The sequence below is a fragment of the Stenotrophomonas rhizophila genome, assembly GCF_003751305.1.
Classification (GTDB): domain Bacteria; phylum Pseudomonadota; class Gammaproteobacteria; order Xanthomonadales; family Xanthomonadaceae; genus Stenotrophomonas; species Stenotrophomonas rhizophila_B.
Genome location: NZ_RJKV01000004.1, coordinates 113,098 through 137,597 on the forward strand (window position 1 = coordinate 113,098; position 24,500 = coordinate 137,597).

The 24,500-nt window shown below is 67.1% G+C and carries 19 protein-coding genes; 5 read left to right on the top strand and 14 right to left on the bottom strand.

Annotated features, from left to right (window positions below):
- Nucleotides 1-46 precede the first annotated feature (46 nt).
- Nucleotides 47-931 (top strand): LysR family transcriptional regulator, encoded by an 885-nt coding sequence (locus EDF74_RS17480; protein ID WP_123731303.1) that lies wholly within the window; start codon nucleotides 47-49, stop codon nucleotides 929-931.
- Between the two features lie 30 nt (nucleotides 932-961).
- Here the strand turns inward: EDF74_RS17480 and EDF74_RS17485 are convergent, their stop codons facing one another.
- Complete coding sequence (locus EDF74_RS17485) at nucleotides 962-3,886, bottom strand: bifunctional diguanylate cyclase/phosphodiesterase (protein ID WP_260232311.1); 2,925 nt, start codon at nucleotides 3,884-3,886, stop codon at nucleotides 962-964.
- Between the two features lie 325 nt (nucleotides 3,887-4,211).
- Here EDF74_RS17485 and EDF74_RS17490 point away from each other — a divergent pair, with 325 nt between their 5' ends.
- Nucleotides 4,212-6,332 (top strand): M13 family metallopeptidase, encoded by a 2,121-nt coding sequence (locus tag EDF74_RS17490; protein WP_123731304.1) that lies wholly within the window; start codon nucleotides 4,212-4,214, stop codon nucleotides 6,330-6,332.
- Between the two features lie 701 nt (nucleotides 6,333-7,033).
- Here EDF74_RS17490 and EDF74_RS17495 read toward each other — a convergent pair.
- Nucleotides 7,034-7,951 (bottom strand): oxygenase MpaB family protein, encoded by a 918-nt coding sequence (locus EDF74_RS17495; RefSeq protein ID WP_123731391.1) that lies wholly within the window; start codon nucleotides 7,949-7,951, stop codon nucleotides 7,034-7,036.
- A 318-nt stretch (nucleotides 7,952-8,269) separates the two neighbouring features.
- Between EDF74_RS17495 and EDF74_RS17500 the strand changes: the two genes are divergently transcribed.
- On the top strand, nucleotides 8,270-8,884 hold the full coding sequence (locus tag EDF74_RS17500) for a hypothetical protein (protein WP_026070179.1): 615 nt from the start codon (nucleotides 8,270-8,272) through the stop codon (nucleotides 8,882-8,884).
- Between the two features lie 39 nt (nucleotides 8,885-8,923).
- On the opposite strand, the gene EDF74_RS17505 is transcribed toward EDF74_RS17500, so the two are convergent.
- From EDF74_RS17505 to EDF74_RS17555, 11 genes are all read right to left on the bottom strand, one after another.
- Entirely contained in the window at nucleotides 8,924-9,268 is a 345-nt protein-coding gene (locus EDF74_RS17505) for a hypothetical protein (RefSeq protein WP_123731305.1), read from the bottom strand.
- 29 nt (nucleotides 9,269-9,297) lie between these two features.
- Nucleotides 9,298-10,071, bottom strand: coding sequence for a LytR/AlgR family response regulator transcription factor (locus EDF74_RS17510; protein WP_123731306.1), 774 nt, complete (start codon nucleotides 10,069-10,071; stop codon nucleotides 9,298-9,300).
- Complete coding sequence (locus EDF74_RS17515; RefSeq protein ID WP_123731307.1) at nucleotides 10,061-11,320, bottom strand: histidine kinase; 1,260 nt, start codon at nucleotides 11,318-11,320, stop codon at nucleotides 10,061-10,063. The genes EDF74_RS17510 and EDF74_RS17515 overlap by 11 nt, the downstream gene beginning before the upstream one ends.
- 111 nt (nucleotides 11,321-11,431) lie before the next feature.
- Nucleotides 11,432-13,081, bottom strand: a complete 1,650-nt coding sequence (locus tag EDF74_RS17520; RefSeq protein WP_123731308.1) for a M28 family metallopeptidase — start codon at nucleotides 13,079-13,081, stop codon at nucleotides 11,432-11,434.
- An 88-nt stretch (nucleotides 13,082-13,169) separates the two neighbouring features.
- Nucleotides 13,170-14,822, bottom strand: a complete 1,653-nt coding sequence (locus EDF74_RS17525; protein WP_123731309.1) for a CsgG/HfaB family protein — start codon at nucleotides 14,820-14,822, stop codon at nucleotides 13,170-13,172.
- Nucleotides 14,823-14,838: 16 nt separating this feature from the next.
- On the bottom strand, nucleotides 14,839-15,507 hold the full coding sequence (locus tag EDF74_RS17530) for a hypothetical protein (RefSeq protein WP_123731310.1): 669 nt from the start codon (nucleotides 15,505-15,507) through the stop codon (nucleotides 14,839-14,841).
- Between the two features lie 64 nt (nucleotides 15,508-15,571).
- Nucleotides 15,572-16,672, bottom strand: a complete 1,101-nt coding sequence (locus EDF74_RS17535; RefSeq protein WP_123731311.1) for a hypothetical protein — start codon at nucleotides 16,670-16,672, stop codon at nucleotides 15,572-15,574.
- The gene (locus EDF74_RS17540; RefSeq protein ID WP_311316924.1) at nucleotides 16,663-17,820 is read right to left on the bottom strand and encodes a hypothetical protein; all 1,158 of its coding nucleotides are present in this window, start codon (nucleotides 17,818-17,820) and stop codon (nucleotides 16,663-16,665) included. The genes EDF74_RS17535 and EDF74_RS17540 overlap by 10 nt, the downstream gene beginning before the upstream one ends.
- A gap of 133 nt (nucleotides 17,821-17,953) precedes the next feature.
- A complete protein-coding gene (locus EDF74_RS17545) occupies nucleotides 17,954-19,216 on the bottom strand; it encodes an RNA polymerase sigma factor (protein WP_123731393.1) in 1,263 nt (420 codons plus the stop codon).
- Nucleotides 19,217-19,287: 71 nt separating this feature from the next.
- Nucleotides 19,288-19,710, bottom strand: coding sequence for a VOC family protein (locus EDF74_RS17550; RefSeq protein WP_123731312.1), 423 nt, complete (start codon nucleotides 19,708-19,710; stop codon nucleotides 19,288-19,290).
- Between the two features lie 26 nt (nucleotides 19,711-19,736).
- The gene (locus EDF74_RS17555; protein WP_123731313.1) at nucleotides 19,737-20,156 is read right to left on the bottom strand and encodes a YciI family protein; all 420 of its coding nucleotides are present in this window, start codon (nucleotides 20,154-20,156) and stop codon (nucleotides 19,737-19,739) included.
- Nucleotides 20,157-20,345: 189 nt separating this feature from the next.
- On the opposite strand from EDF74_RS17555, the gene EDF74_RS17560 reads away from it, so the two are divergent.
- Nucleotides 20,346-20,720 carry a YciI family protein gene (locus tag EDF74_RS17560; RefSeq protein WP_123731314.1) on the top strand — a complete coding sequence of 125 codons (375 nt, stop codon included), beginning with the start codon at nucleotides 20,346-20,348 and terminating at the stop codon, nucleotides 20,718-20,720.
- A 6-nt stretch (nucleotides 20,721-20,726) separates the two neighbouring features.
- On the opposite strand, the gene EDF74_RS17565 is transcribed toward EDF74_RS17560, so the two are convergent.
- A complete protein-coding gene (locus EDF74_RS17565) occupies nucleotides 20,727-22,811 on the bottom strand; it encodes an NHL repeat-containing protein (protein WP_123731315.1) in 2,085 nt (694 codons plus the stop codon).
- 140 nt (nucleotides 22,812-22,951) lie between these two features.
- Here EDF74_RS17565 and EDF74_RS17570 point away from each other — a divergent pair, with 140 nt between their 5' ends.
- On the top strand, nucleotides 22,952-24,463 hold the full coding sequence (locus EDF74_RS17570; RefSeq protein ID WP_123731316.1) for a hypothetical protein: 1,512 nt from the start codon (nucleotides 22,952-22,954) through the stop codon (nucleotides 24,461-24,463).
- Nucleotides 24,464-24,500 lie beyond the last annotated feature (37 nt).

Sequence of the window (24,500 nt, forward strand, 5' to 3'; positions counted from 1 at the left end):
CAATAAATACGATGCATCGACGCTGTTTATTTCGGAAAGAGAAACAATGGATACTCTGGACGCCATGCGTGTGTTTGTCGCCGTGGTCGAGCGCAACGGCTTCAGTGCCGCCGCGCAGGCCCTGGACCTGTCCACCGCGGGGGTAACCCGGCAGATCGCGGCACTGGAAAAGCGCCTCTCGACCCGGCTGCTCAACCGTACGACCCGCCGCGTGAGCCCGACCAGCACGGGCGCGGCCTATTACGCCGAGTGCGTGCGGTTGCTGGCCGAGTTCGATGCGCTGGAGGCCGGCATCAACGCGCAGGCCCTGGAGCCTTCGGGGCGGCTGCGCATCAACGCGCCGGTCAGCTATGGCATCGCCCGGCTGGGCCCACTGCTGGCCGGCTATCGCGCGCGGTATCCGCAGGTGGAACTGGACCTGTCGCTGTCCGACCGCCTGGTGGACATGGTCGAAGAAGGCTACGACGTGGCGATCCGCATCACCCGCCAGCCCGGCCCGACACTGATCGCGCGCAAGCTGGCCGACGCCCAGATCAGCCTGTGCGCCGCGCCGGCGTATCTGGATGCGCATGGGCGCCCGCAGCAGCCCGAAGATCTCTCCGCGCACGAATGCCTGCAGTACAGCTACTGGGGCGGCGGGGACGCGTGGCAGCTGCACGGGCCACGCGGGGAAGTATCGGTGCCGATCAGCGGCGGCGTACGCGCCAACAATGGCGACGTGCTGCGCGAGGCCGCGATTGCCGGCATGGGCATCATCGTGCAGCCGGACTTCCTGGTGGCCGAGGCCATCGCCGATGGCCGATTGGAGCGGGTACTGCCCGAGTGGGCGGTGCCGGGCATCGGCATCCATGCGGTGTACACCAGCCGCAGCCATCTGGCGCCGAAGGTGCGCAGCTTCATCGACTACCTGGTGGTGGCGCTGGGCGGATGACGCGTGGCGACGGCCGGGCAGCGCCCGGCACTACGCCTCCACCGACTCCAACTGCGCGATCACCTTGGCCAACGGCATCGGCCGGCCAAGCAGATAACCCTGCACCTGGTCACAGCCGTGCGCGGCCAGCCACTGATGCTGGCCGGGGGTCTCCACACCTTCGGCGATGATGGTCAGCCCCATGCTGTGACCCAGCGACAGCAGCGCGCGGCAGATCGAGGCATTGCGCGGATTGGTTTCCACATCCGCCACGAAGCTGCGGTCGATCTTCAGGATGTCCAGCGGCAGATGCTGCAGGTAGGACATGTTCGAATAGCCGGTACCGAAATCGTCCAGCGAGATGCAGATGCCCTGCTCATGCAGGCGCTGCATGGTCTGCTTGGCCTGACCCGGTTTACGCATCAGGCTGCTCTCGGTCAGCTCGACCTGCAGCGCACCGCGGGCCAATCCGAACTCCTGGCTGGCGCGGGTGAACTCGGCCACCAGGTCGCTGTTGAAGAACTGCACCGCCGAGACATTCACCGCGATCGGCAGGTCCCAGCCCGCATCGACCAGCTGGCGCTGTGCCTGCGCCGCGGAGCGGATCACCCACCGGCCCAGCGCGAGGATCAGACCGGTGTCTTCGCACAGCTGGATGAACTCGCCCGGCGGAATGAAGCTGCCATCGGCCTGCGGCCAGCGCAGCAAGGCCTCCAGCGCCGCCGGGCTGCTGTCGGCCGCATGGCAGATCGGCTGGTAGTAGAGCTCGAATTCGGTGTCGATGGCACTGTGGATGCGCCCGGCCAGACGCAGCCGTTCGGCAAGACGCGAACTCACCGTGTTGTCGTACCACGCGATCACGTTGCCCTCGTCGCGCGCGGCGTGGGCGGCCTGCGCGGCCATGCCGATCACCTGCTCGGCCGTGTTGGCATCGCCGTCGAACTTCACGGCCACGCCGATACGGGGCTCGAACTGATGCAGCCAATCCTGCCCGCGGACCGGCTCGGACACGGTCTGCACCAGCGTATCCAGCGCGGTCTGGCGCTGATGGTCATCGCGGATGGCGAAGATGAAATCCTCGGCCGGCTGGAACGCCAGCAGCCCATAGCGCACACCGAGTCCGCCCAAACGCTTGGCCATGGCCTGCAGCACCACATCGCCCACCTCGCGACCGAGCGTATCGGAGACCAGCTGCAGGCCACGGAACTGCACGTAGGCAATGGTGTACGCGCCGCCCTCTTCGTCCAGCTGCTCGGCCAGTGCACGCGTGTTGAGCAGGCCGGTGGCCGGGTTGTGGGTGGCGTGATACGCCAGATCGCGTTCGTAGGCCAGCCGCTCACTGACGTCCTCGGCCAGCACCAGGCACGCCTGGCGGCCGTCGAAATCCAGCCGCGCCAGATGCGCGCGGACCTCGAAGATCGTGCCGTCCTTACGCTGGTGCAGGCGGACCTGCGCATCCACATCGCCGATCCGCGCCAGTGCGATGGCGCCCCGGATTTCCTCCCAGCCTTCGCGCGGGCGGATGTCCAGGATGCTCATCGACAGGAACTCATCGCGGCTGTAGCCGTACTGACGCACCGCCGCTTCGTTGACCTCCAGGAAGCGCAGCGTGTCCGGATCAAACACCCAGAACGGTGCCGGGTTGCGGTCGAACAGCAGGCGGAACTGTCGCTCGGCCTGCTGCGCACGGGCCAGCGCGTCCACCCGTTCGCTGACGTCGGTCAGTGCCCCCATCATGCGCCGCTCGCGATCAATCACGGCCACGCGCTGGCCACGCGCGGAGACCCAGCGGATCGCACCGCCCGCCAGCACCAGACGGAACATTTCATCCAGCACGCCGTTGCCGGCAAACGCAGCATCGAAGGCCACCTGCATGCGGGCGGTGTCTTCATGGTGGATGCGGGCGAAGAAGTCGGCGACCGGCAGGCTGTCGATCTCCACGTCGAAGATCTCCCGCGCCAGCGGCGACCAGCGCAGCAGGCAGGCATCCTCGTCGACGTACCAGGTGCAGACCTTGCCCACCTGGTGCGCCATGCGCAGCTCGGCGTGGCCGGTGCGCAGTTCCTCGGTCAGGCTGTCCTGATCGCGGGTGGCCCGGCGCAGGCTGACATAGACCGCCCCGAACAGCATCCAGTACAGCAGGTACACCCCGATCGAGGCCTGTACATAGGGCCACCAGGCCGCCAGCACATCGCGGCGCCCCAATCCCGTATAGACCGCGAGCGGGTACTGCGCCAGCGTACTCAGGCTGGAAATCCGCTCGATGCCATCGACCCCGCTGATCTCGGTGCCCAGCGGCGTCAGCGCGTCACGGCGCAGCAGCTCGCGCTTGCTCAGGCCGAAGCGATGCCCCACCACACCAGTTGGATCGGGACTGCGCGCAAGGACATACCCGTAGCGGTCAGTGATCGAGACCACCCCGCTCTCGCCGGTGTCCATGCCGCTGATGATCGAATGCAGCTCATCGGTGCGCAGGCGCGCCAGCAGCCAGCGGTCCTCGCCCATGCGCAGCGCCAGCGGGAGCACCCAGCGTGAGGCGTCCTGTGCCTGTGGCGGGCCGATGTACAGCTGGCTGCTGCTGCCACGATTGTCCTCCACCGCCCACAACGGCAGCTGCAGATCGCCGCTGCCACTGGTCAGCGCGCGCCCGTGCTGGTCGGCCACCACGATGCTGTGCAGCTCGGCATGCCGCTGCAGCACGCCACTGATGGCGTCGTCGAGCAGATCCGGCGCCTGGGACGGTACCCGCCGGAACAGCAGCGCGCCGTCCTCGGCAATGCCCTGCATGGCCCGCTCCAGATTGCGCAGCTCCAGCCGCAGCAGGCGCTGGGCACCGGTCGCCAGCGCCGAGCTCTGCCGTTGCGCAGCCTCCTGCCGACGCTGATAGTCGTTGGTCAACATCGCCACCAGCCCGATCGCCAGCAGCACGCCCAGGGAAACCCCCAGCCACACGATCGTCCGCAATGGCCGTGCCATGGCACGGCTCAACGCGGGCACCGCAACGCTCTCGTACACCGACGGGCTGATTTCATCTGTAGCGCTTCCTGGCTTCCCCAAACCTGAGCGGCCGACACCCGGGATTCTTGACGCTTGGATCTTCACACGGTCGCCAGTGGCCCCTGTGCGAACCCCGGCCGGCCCAGCATGCACCAGCGCGCACGGCACGGGAAGAGCGCGCGGCTCCCGGCCGCGTTGACAAACCCGAGGGCCGCCACAACCGGCCCCCGATACCGCCGGAGCCGGCATAACCAAGCGCCCGGGACGGGATTAGACTTGGACGTTTCCGTTGCCGAGAAGGTTCATGTCCAAGCTGCGTCGCCCCACCCTGATGCTCGCCATTGCCGCCAGCCTGTCGCTGGGCCTGGCCGCCTGCGACCGCGAGGCCACCGCGCCGGCCGCAGCCGCGCCCGAGACCGCCCCGGCCGAACCGGCTGCACCCAAGCCGCAGCTGGGCAGTTTCGGTTTCGACGCCGCCGGCATGGACCGCAGCGTTGCCGCCGGCGATGACTTCTTCGGCTTCGCCAACGGTACCTGGGTCAAGAACACCGAGATTCCGGCCGACCGCTCCAGCTACGGCAGCTTCAACGTCATTTCCGAAAAGACCCTGGCCGACACCCGCGCGATCCTCGAAGGCGCCGCAGCCGATACCAAGGCCGAGGGCGAGACCAAGCTGATCGGCGACTACTACGCCGCGTTCATGGATGAGACCGGCATCGAATCGCGCGGCGCCGCTCCGGTCAAGCCAGAACTGGACGCCATCGCGGGCATCGGCGACAAGGCCGCGCTGGCCACCGCCCTGGGTGGCACCCTGCGCGCCGATGTGGACCTGCTCAACGCCACCAACTTCTACACCGACCGCCTGTTCGGCGTCTGGGTCTCGGTGGATCTGCTGCAGCCGGACCGCACCGCGCCGTACCTGGTGCAGGGCGGCCTGGGCCTGCCGGACCGCGACTTCTACCTGCAGGGCGGCCGCATGGCCGAGATCCGCAAGCAGTACCAGGCCTACATTGCCCAGGTACTGCAGCTGGCCGGGGTCGCCGATCCGGCGGCCAAGGCCCAGCGCATCCTCGCGCTGGAGACCAAGATCGCCCAGGCCCACGCCACCCAGGAAGACACCAACGACGTCGCCAAGGGCGCCAACGCCTGGAAGCAGGCCGACCTGAGCGCCAAGGCCCCGGGCATGGACTGGAGCGCCTTCCTGGCCTCGGCCGGCCTGGACGCCCAGCAGGACTTCATCGTGTGGCAGCCCAAGGCCGTGGCCGGCATTTCGCGCCTGGTCGCGACCGAGCCGCTGGAGGTCTGGAAGGACTACCTCGCCTTCCATGCGCTGGACCGCGCCGCCCCGTACCTGCCCAAGTCGTTCGCCGATGCGCGCTTCGCTTTCCACGGCACCACGCTCAACGGCACGCCGCAGCAGAGCGAGCGCTGGAAGCGTGCGGTGGATGACAGCAACCATGCCGTCGGCGAAGCCATCGGCAAGCTGTACGTCGAGCGTCATTTCGACCCGGCCACCAAGGCCCGTGCCGACGAGATGGCCAAGAACATCATCGCGGCCTTCGCCAAGCGCATCGATGCACTGGCGTGGATGTCACCGCAGACCAAGGCGCGTGCCAAGGCCAAGGTCGATGGCCTGACCGTGGGCATGGGCTACCCGGACAAGTGGCGCGACTACACCGGCCTTGAGATCAAGCGCGATGACGCGCTGGGCAATGCCGAGCGTGCGGAGCTGTTCGAGTACCGCCGCAACATCGCCAAGCTGGGCAAGCCGGTGGACCACAGCGAGTGGGCGATGCTGCCGCAGACCATCAATGCGATGAACGTGCCGCTGGAAAACCGTCTGGTGTTCCCGGCTGCGATCCTGCAGCCGCCGTTCTTCGACGGTGCGGCCGATGATGCGGTGAACTACGGTGCGATCGGTGCGGTGATCGGCCATGAGATCAGCCACGGGTTCGACAACGCCGGTGCGCTGTTCGATGAGACGGGCAAGCTGCAGAACTGGTGGACGGCGGAAGATCTGAAGAAGTTCGATGCGGCCGGTGATGCGCTGGCGGCGCAGTTCAGCAGCTACAGTCCGTTCCCGGGGGTGTCGGTGAATGGTCGTTTGACGCTGGGCGAGAACATTGCGGACGTGGCGGGTCTGTCGACGGCTTACGATGCGTATCAGTTGTCGTTGCAGGGCAAGCCGGGGCAGACGCTGGAGGGCTTTACGCCGGATCAGCGGTTCTTCCTGGGCTTTGCGCAGGCGTGGCGGAGCAAGGCGCGTGAGCAGGCGTTGCGTAATTCGCTGTTGACGAATGTGCATGCGCCGGGGCAGTTCCGTGCGTTGACGGTGCGCAATCTGGATGCGTGGTATCCGGCCTTCGAGGTGAAGGAAGGCCAGAAGCTGTATCTGGCGCCGGAGAAGCGGGTCAAGGTGTGGTGAGGCTGTTCATCGCGCTTTGCTGAGATGAAAGAACGGGCGCTTCGGCGCCCGTTTTTCTTTGCTGTAGAGCTGGAGAGCTGTAGAGCTGGAGAGCTGGAGAGCTGGAGAGCTGGAGAGCTGGAGCAGAGCAACGGCTGGGGTTTGCCGCTTCTCTGAACTGGGCGGGCATGGGTGGGGTGTCGGGACCCGCTGCAAGTACGTCCATGTAAGCTCGTATGCCGCCATCCATGGCGGCATACGGTCCCGCCACCCCACCCATGCCCACCCTCTGACAGTGGGCTGGTGCGCAAGGGGAAAGCAGGTGCTGCCCCTGCGGCTCCGGCAGTGACGATGTGTTCTTTGCTCTGTTGCTTTGCTCTGAAGTTTTGCCACTCGACTACGCGGCACGGCATTGCCTTACTGCTCTGCACTTCCTCTGAGCAGCTGCGTACTTCGCCGCTCAGCATTCGCGCAGCGATCTGGTACTTGAACGTGCAGCCTGGCGCTGCCACTCAGCGTTGCCGCTTAGTGCTGTTCGCTGGCTTTTGACCTCAGCATGGCCACCAGCCAATTGTCGGGGGGCGGGCACGTGCAGGCTGGGGGGACCGTATGCCGCCATGGATGGCGGCATACGAGCTTACATGGACGTACTTGCAGCGGGTCCCGGAAGCCTGCACGTGCCCGACCCAACCATCGGACACAGGCACTCGCGATTCACCGCTTCAAGGCCAATCAGCAAGCACGCCAGCGGGCACACCCATCCGGGTGCACGCCCGCGTCGCCAGGCCATCCTGCAGTGCACGCCGGAACAAGGGCGCCATACCCCTCAGTACCACGGCAGACGCCCGCGACTGCGCACGCTGCATCGGCGTGCGCGCCAGCATCGTCGTCGCCCAGTCCGGCAACAGCGCCGCGCCCGCACCGAGGAACAGCTCGCGTGACAATCCCGCCATCGGTACCGGCAAGCGGATGCCGGACAACACCGCCAGTACCTCTTGCGAACGGGCATCGAACACCAGCCCGGATTGCTGGCGCGCGAAGTACGCGTCGACCTCTGCTTCCGAGGCGGGTACATCGGTGGCGCCGAGTGCTTCGGCAACGCGCTTGTACTCGCGGTAATACTGATCGGCGACCGCCGTGGGCACATCGCGGCAATACCGCCGGCAGCCTTGCAGGAAGCCGTAGGCCTCGGTGACATGCACCCAGGTCAGCAGCGCGGGATCGTCGGCGGAATAGGCACGACCGTCCGCCGTGTGCCCGCGTACCTGTGCGTGGATGCCGGTCACCTTGGCGATCAGTGCCTCGACTTCCGCCGTCGGTGCATAGGTAGTGCCGGCGACAAACGCGGTGGTGCGGCGCAGGCGGCCAACCAGGTCATCGCGGAAGTTGGAGTGGTCGTACACGCCGGCCAGGGCCAGCGGATGCAGGGTCTGCAGCATCAGCGCGCACAGGCCACCGGCAAGCATCCCGGGAAATTCAGCGTGCACGCGCCAGGTGACGCTGTCCGGGCCGAACCAGCCGGGGTCACCCAGCGGGTGGTCGTAGTCGATCCCGCTCTGGCCGCGGGGGAAAGCACCCAGTACCCAGCGGCGGATCGGCGCGGTGGCGGGGCGGGCAAGCGAACGGAACAGGGAGGGCATCAGCAGTACCAAAGGCGGTGCGGACCGGCATTTCGCGCGGATGCGTCAATTCTGCGTGATACCGCCGGGGCTGGCGAGGACGCGGAGGCTGGGCGGGTGCACATTGTGCAGATGCAGCATGGGAACACCTGTCCCATGCCTATTTACCCGGCGATTTACGTGCCGCAGTGCGCAAATCCGCTGCGGGTATGCCCATTCAGGCAGGAATGACGCCGGATCTTTGCGCTTTGCCCATTGCCAAGCGCGGTGAAAGTGCTAGAACTGGACGTGCCACAACGTCGTCCAATGCGCTGCCGCACGTTCCAGAAGGAGCTCGTCATGATCGCTTTGTTCAAAGGTTTGGGTCTGCTGTTGCAGGACAACGAGCTGTACAGCAGCCCGTTTGAAAAACAGGTCGCGCATTGGCGTAACAAGAGTGAACAGCAGATCCGCGAGGAAGTCGCGGTGCTCGCCAAGGCCAAGGGCCAGTGGTTGATGGCCTCGATCGTCGGCTGGCAGGCGTCCTCGCTGCTCATCCTCGGCCTGATCAGCAATTACCTGTGGAAGGATGACTTCCATATCACCTTCACCCGCGTGGTGATCGTGTTCGGCTCATGGGTGTCGATCCTGTTCGTGATCTGGTTCATGGCCAACATGTTCGATCACACCGCCGGCTTCGAGCGCTGGATGAAGGCCTTCAACAGCCGCGCCCGGATCACCTCCGATGCAGACACGGTGGAGTGCGTGGCCGAAGCGCTGGACATGGCCCAGCACTACCCGGAAGTGCTGGACTACAAGCAGGCCGTGAGCGCCAAGCGCGAGCTGCGCCACGAGGACATCCGCATCATGCGCGAGATCGGCCGGATGAAGCAGCACACCGAGCTGGTCGGCCAGCTCAACCATGTCGGCGAGCAGCCCAACGGTACCAACCTGCATCTGCAACCCGCGTTCTGACCCTATCGAAATGAGGGGGGAGCCACGATGCCACCGTGATCACTCACGGTGGCATTGTTCTTTCTGGACTGCGCTGACGCAGTGCTGGAACCCAGCCGGCAGCCCGGCCATCTGCTCGGTCTTGCCCACCGCCACTGCCAACCGGTGCAGCGGCGGATAGGAGCAGTCGGTGTCCTTTGTGCAGCGCGCATCCAGCACCAGGTAATGGCAGTGGCCGCTGCTGCTGGCGATGCAGTCGAAATTGGCCACGCCGTTGTCGACCGTGGTTTTGCTGTACAGCGTATCCACGCCGTTGGCGCGGATGCGGGTGACGGAGGTGTTGCTCGATTGCTGGCAGGCAGCCAGCATCAACACGCAGAGACTGGCGACAACGGCGATACGCATGGCAGGCTCCAGACGAAAGAGAAGGCGCGTTACATCCCGCGGAACAGACTCATGAAGGGCTGACTGACGTTGAGCACTTCGGCGCGATGCTTCAGTCGCAGCTGGCCGCGGCCGGTGTCATCGCGGGTGACCGCGGCGACCGCCTTCATGTTCACGATGGTGGAGCGGTGGATCTGGCGGAACCGTTGTGGATCGAGTGCGTCGAGCAGCTCGCGCAGCGAGGTGCGCAGCAGGCTTTCACCCTGCTCAGTGACCACCGTGGTGTATTTGCTGTCGGCACGGAAGTAGATCACGTCTTCGAGCATGATCAGCTGCGTGTCGCGTCCGTTGCTGGCCGTGATCCAGGCCAGGGGCGGCGCGCTCGATGCGGCGGCGGGCTGATTGCCGAGGCGCTGCAGCAACTGCTCGAGCATCCCGCTGTCCGGTCGGCCCAGCTGCATGCGGGCCAGGATCCGCTCGCGCGTGGCCAGCAGGCGATCATCGCTGACCGGCTTGAGCAGGTAGTCGATCGCGCCCTGTTCGAAGGCATCGATGGCGTACTGGTCGTAGGCGGTGACGAACACCACCTGGGTGCGCGGGCTGATCTCGGGCAGCGCGCGGGCCACCTCGATGCCGGTGATGCCCGGCATGCGGATGTCGAGCAGGGCCAGGTCCGGCTTCAGCTCGGCCAGGCGCTCCAGCGCACTGGCGCCATCCTCGCATTCGGCCACCAGCCGCAGCTCCGGCCACAACCGCTGCAGCTGGGTCACCAGCGACTGGCGGAGCAGGTCTTCGTCTTCGGCAATGAGGGCATCAAGCTGCATGGATCGCCTCGCGGGCGTCGCGCGGCAGGGTGATGGTCGCTGCCACGCCGCTGGGGAAATTGGACACGATGGCCACGCCGGCGCGCTCACCGCAGGTCAGGCGCAGCCGCTCGCGCAGGTTCTTCAAGCCGATGCCGGTGCCACTGGTACCCTGCCCGAAGCCGAGGCCATCATCGGCCACGGTGAGGGTGACATGATCGTCGAAGGCGCGCGCGATGATCCATACCGTGCCACCGCCCGGCTTGGGTTCCAGCCCGTGCTTGATCGCATTCTCGACCAGGGTCTGCAGGGCCATCGAGGGCAGCGGCACGCTGGTCAGTGCCGGCGGCACATCCACCTGCAGGGCCAGGCGCGCGCCCATGCGGATCTTGAGAATTTCCAGGTACGCCTGGGTGCGTTCCAGCTCCACCCCCAAGGTGGACATCGATTCGTCCACGCTGGGCAGCGAGCTGCGCAGGTACTGGATCAGGTGCCCCAGCATCTGGTCCGCGCGCGGCGGATCGGTGCGGGTCAGCACCTGCGCGTTGGCCAGCGTGTTGTAGAGGAAGTGCGGCTCGACCTGGGCATGCAGCAGGTTGAGCTTGGCCACCGACAGTTCCTTCTCGGTCGCGGTCTGCTCGGCGGCGGCCTGCTCATCGCGGCGCTGCTCGGCCACGCGGCGGGTGATCGCGCGGCCGACCGCTTCGGCGTTCTCATGGTTGCTGCCTTCGTCGACGGCCAGCAGATCGGCCCATACGCCGGCATCGGGCTCGAACAGCAGGGTCACACTGCAGGTGCCCTGCCCCGGCGTGACCGTGGCGAGCACGCTGTTGCGCTTGATCGCCAGCCGCGCAGGCAGGTTCCAGCGGGACGCTGGGCGGCCGTTGTAGGGATCCACGCGGCGCACGTAGGCCCGCACCTGCAGGCTGCCGGGTGCGCTTTCGATGTCCTCCACCCGCGGCAGCTCGGCGATGGCGGCTTCGACCAAGGCGAAGGCGGGGCCGGCATCCATCGGCACCTCGATCTGCCGACGCTGGCGGCTGGACAGGGTGGCCGCGTCCAGCCGCCCGGCGGCGTGTTGGACCCGGCGGATATGGGCAATGCAGCTGCCCAGGGCGGTCACCATCACGAACAGGGCCAGCAAGCCGAACACCCAGCCCGGACCTTCGTCCATGCCGTGGAAGAAGCCACTCCAGACGAACCCCGCCACCACGATGGCGGCGGCCCAGGCCAACAGAATGCGGAAGATCAGGGAGAGGCTGGCGAACACGGCGGCGTCATCACATAGGGAGTGAGGCGAGCATAGCCCTGCCGCCACGGGGAACAAGCGGCATGCGACGAAGGCGGCATTTGGGGGATTGAAGCCGGCCGGTGGCCGGCACTACTTCCGCTCGGCGGCGCTGGCGTCACGCGGGGCGCGGAACTGGGCGTCTTCACTCCAGTTCGGCCAGGCCCGCGAATTGGCCAGCTGGTTGCCCAGCGTGTACAGCACTTCCAGATCGCGCGAGGCACCGGCGAAGGTCCAGTCCGGCTGCCACTCGTCGCCCTGCTGGTGATAGCGCTTGGCGGTGTAGTCATCCGACGCCGCCTTGCCAGCGGCGACGCCGCCGTCCACCCAATCCTGGCCCGCCGAGTACGACACCGCCGGCACGCCGCGCTTGGCGAACGGGAAGTGATCGGAGCGGAAGAACAGGCCGGCTTCCGGCTTCGGGTCCGGCGTGTAGCGGATGTCCCAGCCCTTGGCGACGTCCTTGAGCTGGTCCAGCAGTTCCAGCTTGGCCGAACCATAGATGCCGAAATCACGCGACGGGCTGAAGGGCGCCATGCCGTCCATGTTGATCACCGCCACGGTCTTGCCCAGCGGATACAGCGGGTGGCTGGCGTAATACTCCGAGCCGAGCAGGCCCTTTTCCTCGGCGGTGACGGCCAGGAACAGCACCGAACGCTCCGGGCGCTTGGCCTTGGCGAAGCCGCGGGCCAGCTCGACCAGCGAGGCGGTGCCGCTGGCGTTGTCCAGCGCACCGTTGAAGATGGTGTCACCGTTCGCGTCCGGCTTGCCCACCCCGATGTGATCCCAGTGCGCGCTGTAGATCACGGTCTCGTCCGGATGCTTGCTGCCTTCCAGGCGCGCAGCCACGTTGTGCGAGGTGATCACCTCGGTCTTGACCGCGTACTTGGCCGAGAAGGTCTCGCCCTTCAGCTCGACCGGCGTGAAGTCACGGGTCTGCGCCTGATTCTTGAGCGCCTCGAAATCCAGGCCCGAGCGCTTGAACAGTTCCACCGCCAGTTCGCGCTGGATCCAGCCTTCCAGCAGCGGATGCGCTTCGGCCGGATTGTCGCGGACCACGTCGAACATGGTGTTGGTGTTGGAACCGGCCACGGTGGCCCAGCCATACGAGGCCGGTGCGGTCTCGTGCACGATCAGCACACCGAGGGCGCCCTGGCGCGCGCCTTCTTCGTACTTGTAGGTCCAACGGCCGTAGTAGGTCATGCCCTTGCCGTCGAAATCGCCCTGGCCGGTCTCGAAGTCCGGATCGTTGATCAGCACGACCGCGATCTTGCCCTTCAGGTCCACGCCCTTGAAGTCGTCCCAGTTGCGCTCGCCGGCCTTGACGCCGTAGCCGAGGAAGACCAGCGGCGCGTTCTTGATATCTACTTCGCTGGCACCGTTCATGGCGGCGCGCACGGCGATTTCCTTGCCCTGGCTCAGCGTCTGCGGCGTGCCCTTGCTGCTCAGCGACAGGCTCGGGCTGCCGACGATATCGCCTTTGAGCAGCGGGACGGCCTGGGTCCACAGGCGCTTGCCGTCCTTGAGGTCGCCGCCCGGCTGCAGGCCGGCCGCTGCGAACTGCTTGCTCAGGAAGGCAACGGTTTTTTCTTCACCGGCCGTGGCCGGCGAGCGGCCTTCATAGGCATCGGAGGCCAGTTCCTTGACATCGGCGGAGATCCGCGCGCCATCGAATTTGGGCGTTGCCGCCATCAGGGCGCCGGACACCGACAGGGCCAGCACGCTCAGGACTACTCGCTTCATCGCTCTCTCCACACGGGACCAAACCAAGTTCCCGAGTGTAGGCGATGCCGCCGCTGGAGAGGCGCCGGGCAAGGCCCGGCGCCGTCCATCACCAGTTCGGATCTTCTGCCGGTGCCGCCGGCTTGGCGGCTGCGGCCGGCCTGGCCGCACGGGCCGGTGCCTTGCTGTCGCCCGATGCTGCTGCGGCGGGGGCCGCCGGCTTGGCCGCACCGGCCTGCCTGCGCAGTTCAATGGCGCCCGGACGGAAACCTGCCCCCGCCAGATCCGCGCCTGCTTCGATGGTGCCGTAGGAGGTCTGCGCAGCCACCCGATCGATGCGGATCGTGCAGCACGGGGTCTCATTGCGCCCCAGCGAGCGACCGGTCTGCGGGTCCTTCAGGGCCTCGCCGAGCATCACCGCCTGCCAGCGCTGACCCACCTGCAGCGATTCGCCGCCCTGGCTCAGCACCACTTGGTCGCCACGCATCGACACCACCGATACCGGGAAGATCTCGGTGATGATCGCGGTCCCGATCTGGCCGGACAGCGAATCCATCATGGTGGCCGCCATGCCCTTGCCGTCCACCACGCGCGGCAGCGTGCTCGGGCCGGTCGACGCCAGCTGGTGATCGAAGCTGTCGGACATCACTACTTCACCGGTGGCCGCGTTGATCAACCGCAGGGTGATGCGGCCGCCGCCGGAGTACGAACTCACCTGGCGGTCGGACATGCGCAGCTGACGCACGCTGCGCGGGTACTCGAAACGCTCGATGCTCGGGATCAGGATCAGATCTGTCGCCAGCTGCTGGCCAAGGCGTGCGGTGTCCTGCAGGCGCACGTTGCCGCTGTTGATGTGATCGATCTCGGCCTGCATCTCGTCACCGAACTCGCGGTCCAGCACGATGAAGCGTTTGGTCTGGGTCAGCGTGTCGGACAAGCGCGCGCGGATCGCACGGGCCACTTCCTCGCTGCTTACCCGGCCATCGCCGACGGCATAGGTACCCGAGCGCACGTGCGGCAGCGCGACGACGATCTTGGGTCGGCCCTGCTCGTCCGGCGCGCGGTACTTGGCGATATCGGCGCGGATACGCACCTTCCAATAGCTGCGCAGGCGGCGGTGGCTGACGTCGGATTCATACGAACTCGCCCCCCGCTTGGCATCGACCTTCGCGTTTTCCTTGTAGCTTTCCTTGACGCTGGCCGATGCCGAACCGCCCTGCCCGCTCGCTTCGGCCTGCGCCTGTGCCGAGCCACTGGCCGACGCTGACGCGGAATATGAGAACCCGGCATCGCTGGCACGCACCCGCTCGATCACTTCCTCGTCGAGCTGGCTGATTTCTTCCTGCGAAAGAATCTCGTAGCCGAGCACGGCGCCCTGCGAGGCGGCGATCGCCTGCTGGGCGAAGGCGGTGGCGTCGATGCTGCCGACGTGGTGACCGTCGACATCGACATCCAGACCGGCGCGCAGCGTCTGCATCTGGCTGGCGACGCGGACGCCGTTGACCTGCGCCACGGCCGACTGCAGGGCCGCCAGGACAGCAAGTTCCGGCGTGCTGCCGATACCGTCGGCTTCACGCGCGACCTGGGTGGTGCCACCGAAATCGGGGGAACCGCGCAAGGGCTCGGCATCGGCCGGTGCGGTCGCGGCCATCTTCGATTCGGCCTTGCTGGCGGGCTCGTCCACCGGCGCCTCCCGCTTGCCGCAGGCGGCAAGCAGGGTGGCGGCGATGGCCAAGCTCAGCAGGCGTGTGGAGATCTGCATGCGTGGCCGTCCCGGATCAGTTCAGGCCGTCGAGCATCGAATCGGCGTTGCCCGGCACCTTGATCTTGCTGGCGCGGGCGAAGGTCATCGCCGACTTGGAGGTGTCGTACAGGCCCTTCAGGTAGCCCGGCGATTCCTTGGCGACCCACGCACCGGCGACCAGCTTGCGGCCGACAGTGGCCAGCTGCGCGGGACCCAGGTTCTTCATGCCGCTGGCGAAGTTGTTGGCTTCGCCGCTCAGCTTCTGGCCTTCGGCAGCGGAGGCGAGCAGCGAGACCAGGCCGTCGGTGTAGTACTGCTTGGATTCGGCGCTGAGTTCGGGCTGTGCGGCAACGCGCTCATCAATGGCAGCCTGGGCGGCTTCGCTGACCGAGACCGACTTCTTCATCTTGCTCACGTCCACTGCGCCGGAGGACAGCGCCTGGCGCTCGGCTTCCAGCAGCTGCACCTGTTCGGCCAGGCCAAAGGCCTTGGCGAAGGAGGTCTGGGCAGCCAGCGAATGCGACTGCGAGGCGACGAAACGACGGACCAGGGCGTCCTGCGCGGCTTCATCCGGGGCGCCGGCGGCGCTGGCTTCGGTAGCGGTCGCGCCGCCGACGAGGCCCTTCAGCTTGCCCAGCTGGGCGTGCGCCGGGGCGGCGAAGGAAGCGGCGATGGCCAGTGCGATGACGGTGTTACGGATCATGGGAATAGTCCTGAGGAGGGGAAGAGTGTCTGTGTGGCGGCGCACCGTAATGCGCCGCACGGCGTCAGCGAACGGCTTTGACGTTCAGCTCGTTGATCATCTGCTGCGCGGCCTGTTCGGCGGCTTCGCGCAGCGCATTGGTACGGGCGACGGTTTCGTTCGGGCCCAGGCCGGCGTACTGCACCGGGCCGACCGAAGAAACGGTGCGCGGGAAGCGGCCGGTAACGTCCAGCACTTTGCCGGTCACCGTGACGTACACGCGGGTATTGCCCGAGGCCGGATCGCGATCGCGCATGCCGATGTCGAGCGTGCCCACGGCGATGTACGGAATGTTCGCAGCGCGGATCCCGTTGGCGGTATCGCGCAGGGTCGCAGCGGACAGATCATTGCCGGTGCTGAAGTCCTTGCGGATGCGTTCGATGCTGAGCAGGCCGCGGCTTTCGCCTTCCACGTACTCGGCTTCAACCACTTCATAGCCGGCGCTGCTGAAGGCGCCGGTCATCGCGGTGTTGACCTCGGCGGCGTTGGCGACCTTCCAGCTGATGGTGTCGCTGCGCGCGGTGGTGCTGCCGCCGCTGGTCACCGACACCGAGGCGTTCTGGTTGACGCTGCCGTTGGTGCTGACCGAGTTGCCGCGGAACGAATCGCCTTCGCGGGTGTTCTCGTCGTAGCTGCGGCTGGCGTCCACGCGGCGGTATTCCTTGTCCTGGAACGACTGCACGGTGTCCTGCGAGCGCGCCATGAACAGGAAGGTCAGCAGCGAGCGCTCATTGCTGCGTGCGCCGGCCACGGCAGAGCCGGCATCCAGCTTGGTCTGCAGCAGCGTGGTGTTGATCTCGGCGCGGACGCTGATCGTGTAGGTCTTGGCCTTCTTGTCCTCGTTCTCCGACAGGGTCACGGTGGAGAGCACGAAGCGGTCGATCTCGCCGATGAACTCCGGGCGGCGCGACTCGAACAGGCGCAGCTTGGCTGCGCCGGATTCGGCGATGTAGGCCTCCAGCGCGTTGACCTTGGCCTTGTTCAGCGCCTGCGCACGGGTATCGGCACTCAGGCGCAGACCATAGCTGGCCGAGCCCATGCCGCGGGAACTGGCGGTCTGCGCCGCGACCGGCGCGGTGACCATCAGTGCAATGAGAATCAGCAGTACAGCACGAATCAGCGACATGACTTGATCAACTCCTGGAGGGCCTGGATCTGTTGTTGCAGGGGGCGTCCGCCCGGCTTCTGCTCATCCAGCCAGGCGCGCGAATCGGCCCGTTTGGCAGCAGCGCCAGCGAAAGCATCAAAGCCGGCCAACACGGTTTCGTAGTTGGCCGACCACTGGTCCACCCGCCACTGCGTGACCGGCACCACTTTGGTGGCGCCCTTGCGCAGGGACTGGTCGAAATACACCTTGCCGGAGAAGGGCTCGGTCACCTTCACCTGGAAGAACGCGCCGAACAGCATCGTCTTCATGGCCGCGGTTTCATTGACGACGCCGCTCTTCATCGCGTCGAGGGTCAGCGTGACCACGTAATCGGGTTCGGGAATCTTGAGCTGATACACCTTGCCGTCGGCAAAGCGCGCGGCCATCGCACCGCCGATCGCCTCGCCGGTAGCCGGCGGCAGCAAGCCGATGCCAGTGTTGGATGACAGCGTCTTGGACAGCTCATGGGCCAGCGTGGCACGCAGCGTGGCTTCCATCGCAGGGTCGGGCAGCTTGGCCCGGGCTGCATCGGACAAGGTCACCCCACCCACCTGCAGCCGCCGCATCGAAGCGTTGGGAAGCTGCGCGTTGGCCAGGGTCTGTGCGAGCACCTGCGGCAGTGCGGTGGCGGCAGTGCCGTAGAGCAGATCGGCGATGATCGCGTCGATATCCCCTTCGGACGGGCGGTCGTCCTGCAGGTCGATACGCTGCAGCGTTACCGGGTAGGAGGCGATGACCTGGCGCTCGCGGAAATCGAAGAACAGCGCCTGCAGTGCCACCTCCACCAGCACCTTGTACTGGTCGCCGATCGGTTCGACCGAGACCAGTTCACGGTCCAGCGCCGCGGCGAGCACGGTGGCGCTGGTGGTGCCATCCAGCTTGGCAAGCTGGTCGCTGATCAGCTGCAGGTGGACGGGCGGCTGGCGGCGCAGGGCACTGGCGAGCTGCTGGTTCAGTGCCTCGGCGCCGCGTTGGTCGATGACCCGGGTGCTATGCGGCGCAACCTTGCTGCGGGCAGCCTGCTCGCCGGTATAGGCGAAGCCAGCCCAGTACGCCTGCTGCGCCTTGTCGGCCGCATGCGCGAACGGGGTGATGAGGAACACGCACAGCAGCATCCACGCGCGCATCGCGCGTGGCGGTTTCTTCCCTGACGGCATCAGCCTTTGTCCCTGTGGTTGCTGACCGGGGGTCAGCCCCAGTCATGCTTGTGAAGGGCGCAACGATAGCCGCAACCATGCAGACCGACAAGATGAGATTGCATCAGCCTTGCGACAGCGCACCCGCGCGGGCCAACAACAGCGCACGTTCGGGGCCATTTGCGGTCAGCGCCGCCGCCCGCTCGAATGCCGCCCGCGCATCGGCAACACGGCCGAGCTGGACCAGCAGATCACCCTGCACTGCGGCCAGCGGAGCATAGTCGCGCAGACGTGCATCGGCATTGAGCTGCTCGACCAGCGGCCACGCCGCCGCCGCGCCCTGCGCCCGCGACACGGCAACGGCACGATTGAGCTCCACCACTGGAGAGGGCTGCACCTGCGCAAGCCGCGCGTACAGCGCCGCCATCCGTGCCCAGTCGGTCTCTTCGGCGCGACGCGCGCGCGCATGGCACTCGGCGATAGCCGCCTGCACTACATACGGATCGTCGCTTCCTCCCAGCGCCACCGCCTGCTGCAGGGCCGACTGCCCACGGGCGATCTGCAGCCAGTCCCAGCGCGTCCGGTCCTGGTCCGGCAGCAGGATCGGTGTGCCGGTCGCATCCGTCCGCGCGGCGGTGCGCGATGCCTGCAGTTCCATCAACGCGAGCAGGCCCTGCACCTGCGGCCAGGTCGGCAGCCGGCTGGCCAGCACGCGGCCCAGCCGGAGCGCTTCATCGCACAACGCCGGGCGCATCCAGTCATCGCCTGCACTCGCCGCATAGCCTTCGTTGAAGATCAGGTAGACCACCTCCAGCACCGAGGCCAACCGCTCTGGCAGCGCCGCCTGGCGCGGCACGTCGAACGGCACCTGCTTCTGCGCCAGCGTGCGCTTGGCGCGAACGATGCGCTGGGCGATGGTCGGCTCGGGGGCGAGGAAGGCGCGCGCGATCTCCTCCGTGGTCAGCCCGCCGAGCAGCCGCAGCGTCAATGCCACGCGCGCATCGGCAGCCAGCACCGGATGGCAGGCGACGAACATCAACCGCAGCAGGTCATCGCCGATATCGTCTTCCAGCGCGTCGCTGTCGTCCGGCGCTGGCAATGGCAGCGGCTCCAGCTCGCTGCCGTACTGCGCATGCTGGCCGGCGACGCGCTGGTGCTGGCGCAGCACATCGATGGCGCGGTTGCGCGCAGTGGTCATCAGCCACGCTCCGGGATTGTCCGGCACACCCTGGCTGGGCCAGCGCTCCAGCGCGGCCAGCCAGGTGTCCTGGACCAGCTCTTCGGCACGGCCGACATCGCCGCCAAGCAGGCGGGTCAGGCGAGCGGTCAACACTGGCGACTCCATGCGCCAGATCGTCTCCAGTCGTTGCGTCAGTGCCGTGTCCATGCGGCTGATCAGACCACCGGCGCGACGCGGGTACAAGCGGCGCGGCGGGGGGCCATCGCGCCCGTCCGGGCTCAGGGCTGCTTCATGCAGTTGACCATCCACGGCTTGCCGTAGCGGTCGATCAGAAAGCCCCAGCGATGGGCCCAGAAGGTTTCGGTGATCGGCATCTTGATCTCACCCCCGTCGGCCAGCGCCTTGAACACGCGCTCGGCTTCGTCGATCGAGTCGACCTCGATATTGATCGTCGTCCCGCCCTGCCCCTCGGAAGATGGGCCATCGGCCGCCATCAGGACCGCCGACCCCACCTCCAGCTGGCTGTGCGCGACGTGGTCCAGTGTTTCCGGCGGCATCTCGCCACAGCCCTCCTGGCTCTCCATCGGTGGCATATCGCGATACTTCATCTCCGAGGTGACCTTGCCGCCGAGCACCTGTGCGTAGAAGGCCATGGCCTCATGGGTCTTGCCGTTGAAGCCAAGGAACGGAATCAGTTTCATGGGAATGCTCCAGGGATGCGGGGGGATCAGTCGGTGCTGCCAATCTGCTCGCGCAGACGCTGTTCCTGCGCCTGCAATTCAGGGGTGAAGGCCTCGCCGAAATCCTCGGCGCTGAGGATCGGGCGCAGCTCGACCACATCGCCCGGCGCGAACGGGGCGCGCTTGAGCCATTCGGTGGCCTCGTCCAGCGAGCGCACCTGCCAGAGCCAGAACCCGCAGACGAGCTCGCGGGTGTCAGCGAACGGGCCGTCGATGACCCGCGGTGCTTCGCTGCCGAACGCCACCCGTCGGGCGCGAGAGGTCGGGTGCAGGCCCTCGCCGGCCAGCATGATCCCGGCCTGGACCAGCTGCTCGTTGTAGGCGCCCATGGCGCGGATCTCCTGCTCGCTCGGCAGTTGACCGGCCTCGGTGGCCGCGGTTGCCTTGACCAGTACCATGACTTTCACGGGATGCTCCTGTGTGCCAGCCCGTAACCCGGGCCGTTCACTGGATACAACGTGCCAGCGGGGCGGAAATCGACAGGCCCGACCGATCTTTTTTTCCATCGCTGAACAGGGCACCGCTGCGGCGTTGCAACACGCCGCGGGCGCGGGCTGGGGCATCATGCCGATTCCCCCGCCCACCCCGGTCCGGCCATGCAATTTCTTCTGCTGATCTACATCGACGAGGCTCTGTTGCAGACCCTGCCCGCCGACGCGTACGACCGCCTGATGCACGACTGCCTGCAGCACGCCGACCGGTTGCAGGCCGAGGGCACGCTGGTGCTTGCGCAGAAGCTGGAGCCGGTCGACAGCGCGCGCACGGTGCGCGTGCGCCAGGGTCAGGCCCGGATCACCGATGGCCCGTTCGCCGAGACCCACGAATTGTTGGCCGGCTTCAATCTGATCAACGCGCCGGACCACGCCGAGGCGATGCGCATCGCCCAGCAGTTCCCGTGGTCGCGTTTCGGCAGCATCGAGGTGCGCCCGCTGGCCGACATGGACGCCGAGCGCGTGCGCGTCGGCGCCTGATCCTGCTCAGGGCAGCAGCGTGATCTTCAGATCGCGCGGCCCGATCGCTTCGTTGCCGCTGTAGTCGCGCGCACTGCCACGCAGGATGTAGTCGCCGGCTGGCAACGCATCGGGCTGCCAGCGCCCTGTCTCGACCAGCCCATCGCGCACGGTGTTGGTGACCAGGTAGCGGAACCGTGTGACCGCACTGCCATGCACGGTGATGCCACTGTCCGGTGCGTAGGCCACGCGCGTGGCGCTGTCTTCGCGCGGCATCCGGTTGAACACGATGTTGAAGCGCGGCTGCTCGTAGCCGGCCAGCGGCTGGCCTTGGCCATCCAGCACCTGATAGCCGACCTGGTACAGCCCCAGCCGGCGCCGTGGCAGATTGCGATCCACCTGGTCCCACGCCTCCACCACGATCTGCACGCCAGGACCCTGCCGGGGGATCGCAACGCGGCCATCGGCACCGGCCTTGATCGGCTGGTCCAGATCGTCCAGCACGGCGACCTCGGTGATGCGCGGCGCGAAGGTGTCGGCGTAACCGGTGAAGCCCAGCGCCACCGCATTGCGCTCGAAGCCACTGGCGCCCACGCTCAGGTGCACATGCGCCATGCGGTTGATGCTGCCCAGCGCTTCACCGGCGGCGAAACGGGTGCCGCGACGCACGCGGATGCGCTCGAGCTTGCCCTGCTCACCGAACAGCTGCTGCCAGCGCGGATCGAACGGACGATCGCGCGGGTCACGGCCAACCTTCATGTGGATGTACTTGAGCCGGCCCAGCGAGAGGCCTTCGGCCTGGCCGCCGACCGACCACGCCGCGAACGGCGTATCCACCTTGCCGTCGGCAATCGCCAGCACCGGCTGGCCGACATCGCCGCGGATGTCGAAGCCACCGTGCAGGTGGTGGCGACTCTCACCCTTGAAGTCGCCGCGCACCTCACCCAACGTGCCGACCACTTCATGCCAGCCGTCCTGCGGGGCCAGCGGCCAACGACCGGCGGTCTGCGGCAGCGGCGCGTCCGGCGCCGGGCCGATCAGCGCCGGCGGTGCAGTCGCTCCTGCCGCCAGCGCACGCAGCCGGTGCACCCGGTAGGACGCGGCATCGGCCAGGTACAGCCCGCCCTCGGCATCCAGTGCCAGTGCGGTCGGCCGGGCGAAGCGCGGCTGCGGCGGTACGCCGGCCAAGGCCAGCTGATGACCCTGCGCCGAGATCTGTACCACCTTGCCGTTGATGTCGCTGGCATAGATCACCCCGTCGTGGGTCACCGCCAACGACAGCGGACCACTGAGCAGGCCGCCATCGGCCACGCGGGTGCTCAGCGTGCCATCCGGCGCAAGCTGGCGGATCGCGTTGTTGAACAGGTCGGCGATCAGCAGGGTGCCCTGCGGATCCAACGCCAGCGCCACCGGCGTATCCAGGCGGGTGGCCGCACCGATGCCCTCCATCAGCCCTGGGCGCTCGCCACCGGCGACGGTATGCACCCGCCCATCGGTCTCGATGACGCGGATGCGGTCGTTGTAGGTATCGGCCACGTACACGCGGCCGTCGGCGTCCACGGCCAAGCCCATCGGCCCATCGAAGCGCGCCTGCGCGGCCGGCCCATCGACGAAGCCCCGCTGGCCATCACCGGCCAGCGTGCTCACGGTGCCGTCCACCGCGATGCGACGGATCACATGGTTGCCGGTGTCGGCGACGTAGACGTTGCCGACTACATCCAACGCGATGCCGGACGGTGTATTGAACTGCGCCTGCAACGCGGCGCCGTCGCGCCAGCCCTCGCCGTGCCCGGCCAGCGTGTCCACGCGGCCGTCAGGGTGGACGCGGCGGATGCGGTTGTTGTCGCCGGCATCGGCGATGTAGACCACGCCGTGCGCATCCACGGCCAGGCCGTACGGATCGCCGAAGCGCGCCTGGGCGGCAGGGCCTTCCGTGCTGCCGCCGACACCGTCGCCGGCCAGCACGCTGAACTGCGGCGTCCAGCCGAGCACGGTCGCCACCGGGCTCGGCGGCGGCGCGGGCGCGGCCGGTTCGCGCAGGAAAGTCCATGACAAGGCCGCCGCCATCAGCGCTGCTATCAGCACCACCATTGCCCATCGTCCGCGCGTCATCGCTGTCCTTCCCTGCTGCTGTTGGGGACCCGACCTTAGCGGCTCGTGGCGTGCCTGCAAACCCTGCATGACCACAGCGCCTTGTGTGGACGCCACGTTCCGGTTCCAATCAGGGCTGACGCCAAGGAAGGATGTACCGCATGACCCGCCGCACCGGCTCTGCTCTGCCCCTGCTGTTCTCGCTGTGCGTCGCCCCTGTTGCCGGCGTGGCAGCGCATGACGCCGCGGAGGCGGCTGTGAGCCACCCGGCCGCCACGAAGTTGGCCTTCCTGGCGGAGCTGTCGGCGGCCACCGATCAGGCCATCAGTGGCGATACCCTCGGCGCGGCCATCGCCTTCGAACAGCTGCTGGACGATCCCCGTCTTGCCACCCTGGACGATGTGCAACGCAGTCATGCCTGGCATAACGCTGCACTGGTCGCAGGCGAGCAGAAGCAGGTTGAGCTTGCCGAACGGCGCCTGCAGACCGCGCTGTCGATCAATCCCCGTAATGCCGACGCGCGTTTCCTGCTGGCCGCTGGCCAGTTGGCGAACGAGCAAGTCCAGGCATCGGCGAACAATGTCATCCGCGGGATCGCAGATTCCGAGGGTGCGCCGGACCTGCCCAAAGATCTGGTCTGGCATCTCGATAGGCTGCTCAAAGACATGCCGGCTACGCGCCTGCCGTTGTTGCAGGGCTTGTTCGACCACGGCTGGAAGAGTGATGACCTCGAGCCCGGCGAGCTTTGGGTCACCCTGGCCACGCTGCAGGTCGAGGCCGGGCAGCATGACAAGGTGAGCGAAACGCTGGCGCGTGTGGACGAGCCTTTCCCGCTGGTGATGCTGCGCAGCGACAAGCGTTTCGACCGACACCTTGAGCGCGGCACGCCTCGCGTTGACCCCGTGGGTGCGGCGCAACGCCAGATCGATCGGTTGCGGGTGGCCACCATGCTTGCGCCCGGCATTAACGACACCGCGGTCGAACTCGCCTTTGCACTGCTGGTCGCGGGCCAGCCGCAGGACGTCATCGGCATGACCCAGTCGCTGGCCGACTACGCGCCGACGGCCCCTACCCTGCCGAAGGGCGATGAGGCGCGCTCGGTAGGCTGGATGCTGGAGCTTCGCGGCCGGGCGCAGCGCCAGTTGGGGCAGAACGACGCCGCTCTCGATACCCAGGTGCTTGCCGTCCGCATGGCAGAAGACAGTGGCCTGGCTGACCAGCCGCTCGGGTTGGCGTACCTGTATGCGGTAATGCTGCGCCCCTCGATGGCCCGGGAGACGGTGCGCGATCTGAAAGAGCTCAATGCCTACGGTGAAGGCGCACGGCAACTGATCAATCTGATGGCTGCGCTGCAGGTGGGCGACAGCACAGCTGCACAGGGTGCACGCGAGGTACTGTCTGCAAACCGTCAGCAGACCCCGGGCATCTACATGACCTCACTCATCGCCGACAACCGGCTGGACGAGGCCGCCGCCACACTGCTCGCCCGACTCGCCGATCCCACAGAGCGAGGTGCGGCTCTGCTGGAAATGCAGAGCTTCCGGATGTCGCCGCGGCTGCCGGGTGAAGTGGCGTTCCAGGCACGCTGGAAACACTTCGCGCAGCGGACCGACGTCCAGGCCGCGGTGAACAAGGTGGGTCGCGTGGAGACCTATGCGCTGTACAACGACTGATGCTCGGCACCGCGCATTGTCCAGTGCGGGCATCACA

Bases quoted from the DNA above. Each gene is read 5' to 3' on its own strand.
- EDF74_RS17480 (WP_123731303.1), top strand. From the start codon at position 47: ATGGATACTCTGGACGCCATGCGTGTGTTTGTCGCCGTGGTCGAGCGC.
- EDF74_RS17485 (WP_260232311.1), bottom strand. From the start codon at position 3,886: ATGGCACGGCCATTGCGGACGATCGTGTGGCTGGGGGTTTCCCTGGGC.
- EDF74_RS17490 (WP_123731304.1), top strand. From the start codon at position 4,212: ATGTCCAAGCTGCGTCGCCCCACCCTGATGCTCGCCATTGCCGCCAGC.
- EDF74_RS17495 (WP_123731391.1), bottom strand. From the start codon at position 7,951: ATGCCCTCCCTGTTCCGTTCGCTTGCCCGCCCCGCCACCGCGCCGATC.
- EDF74_RS17500 (WP_026070179.1), top strand. From the start codon at position 8,270: ATGATCGCTTTGTTCAAAGGTTTGGGTCTGCTGTTGCAGGACAACGAG.
- EDF74_RS17505 (WP_123731305.1), bottom strand. From the start codon at position 9,268: ATGCGTATCGCCGTTGTCGCCAGTCTCTGCGTGTTGATGCTGGCTGCC.
- EDF74_RS17510 (WP_123731306.1), bottom strand. From the start codon at position 10,071: ATGCAGCTTGATGCCCTCATTGCCGAAGACGAAGACCTGCTCCGCCAG.
- EDF74_RS17520 (WP_123731308.1), bottom strand. From the start codon at position 13,081: ATGAAGCGAGTAGTCCTGAGCGTGCTGGCCCTGTCGGTGTCCGGCGCC.
- EDF74_RS17525 (WP_123731309.1), bottom strand. From the start codon at position 14,822: ATGCAGATCTCCACACGCCTGCTGAGCTTGGCCATCGCCGCCACCCTG.
- EDF74_RS17530 (WP_123731310.1), bottom strand. From the start codon at position 15,507: ATGATCCGTAACACCGTCATCGCACTGGCCATCGCCGCTTCCTTCGCC.
- EDF74_RS17535 (WP_123731311.1), bottom strand. From the start codon at position 16,672: ATGTCGCTGATTCGTGCTGTACTGCTGATTCTCATTGCACTGATGGTC.
- EDF74_RS17540 (WP_311316924.1), bottom strand. From the start codon at position 17,820: ATGCGCGCGTGGATGCTGCTGTGCGTGTTCCTCATCACCCCGTTCGCG.
- EDF74_RS17545 (WP_123731393.1), bottom strand. From the start codon at position 19,216: ATGGACACGGCACTGACGCAACGACTGGAGACGATCTGGCGCATGGAG.
- EDF74_RS17550 (WP_123731312.1), bottom strand. From the start codon at position 19,710: ATGAAACTGATTCCGTTCCTTGGCTTCAACGGCAAGACCCATGAGGCC.
- EDF74_RS17560 (WP_123731314.1), top strand. From the start codon at position 20,346: ATGCAATTTCTTCTGCTGATCTACATCGACGAGGCTCTGTTGCAGACC.
- EDF74_RS17565 (WP_123731315.1), bottom strand. From the start codon at position 22,811: ATGACGCGCGGACGATGGGCAATGGTGGTGCTGATAGCAGCGCTGATG.
- EDF74_RS17570 (WP_123731316.1), top strand. From the start codon at position 22,952: ATGACCCGCCGCACCGGCTCTGCTCTGCCCCTGCTGTTCTCGCTGTGC.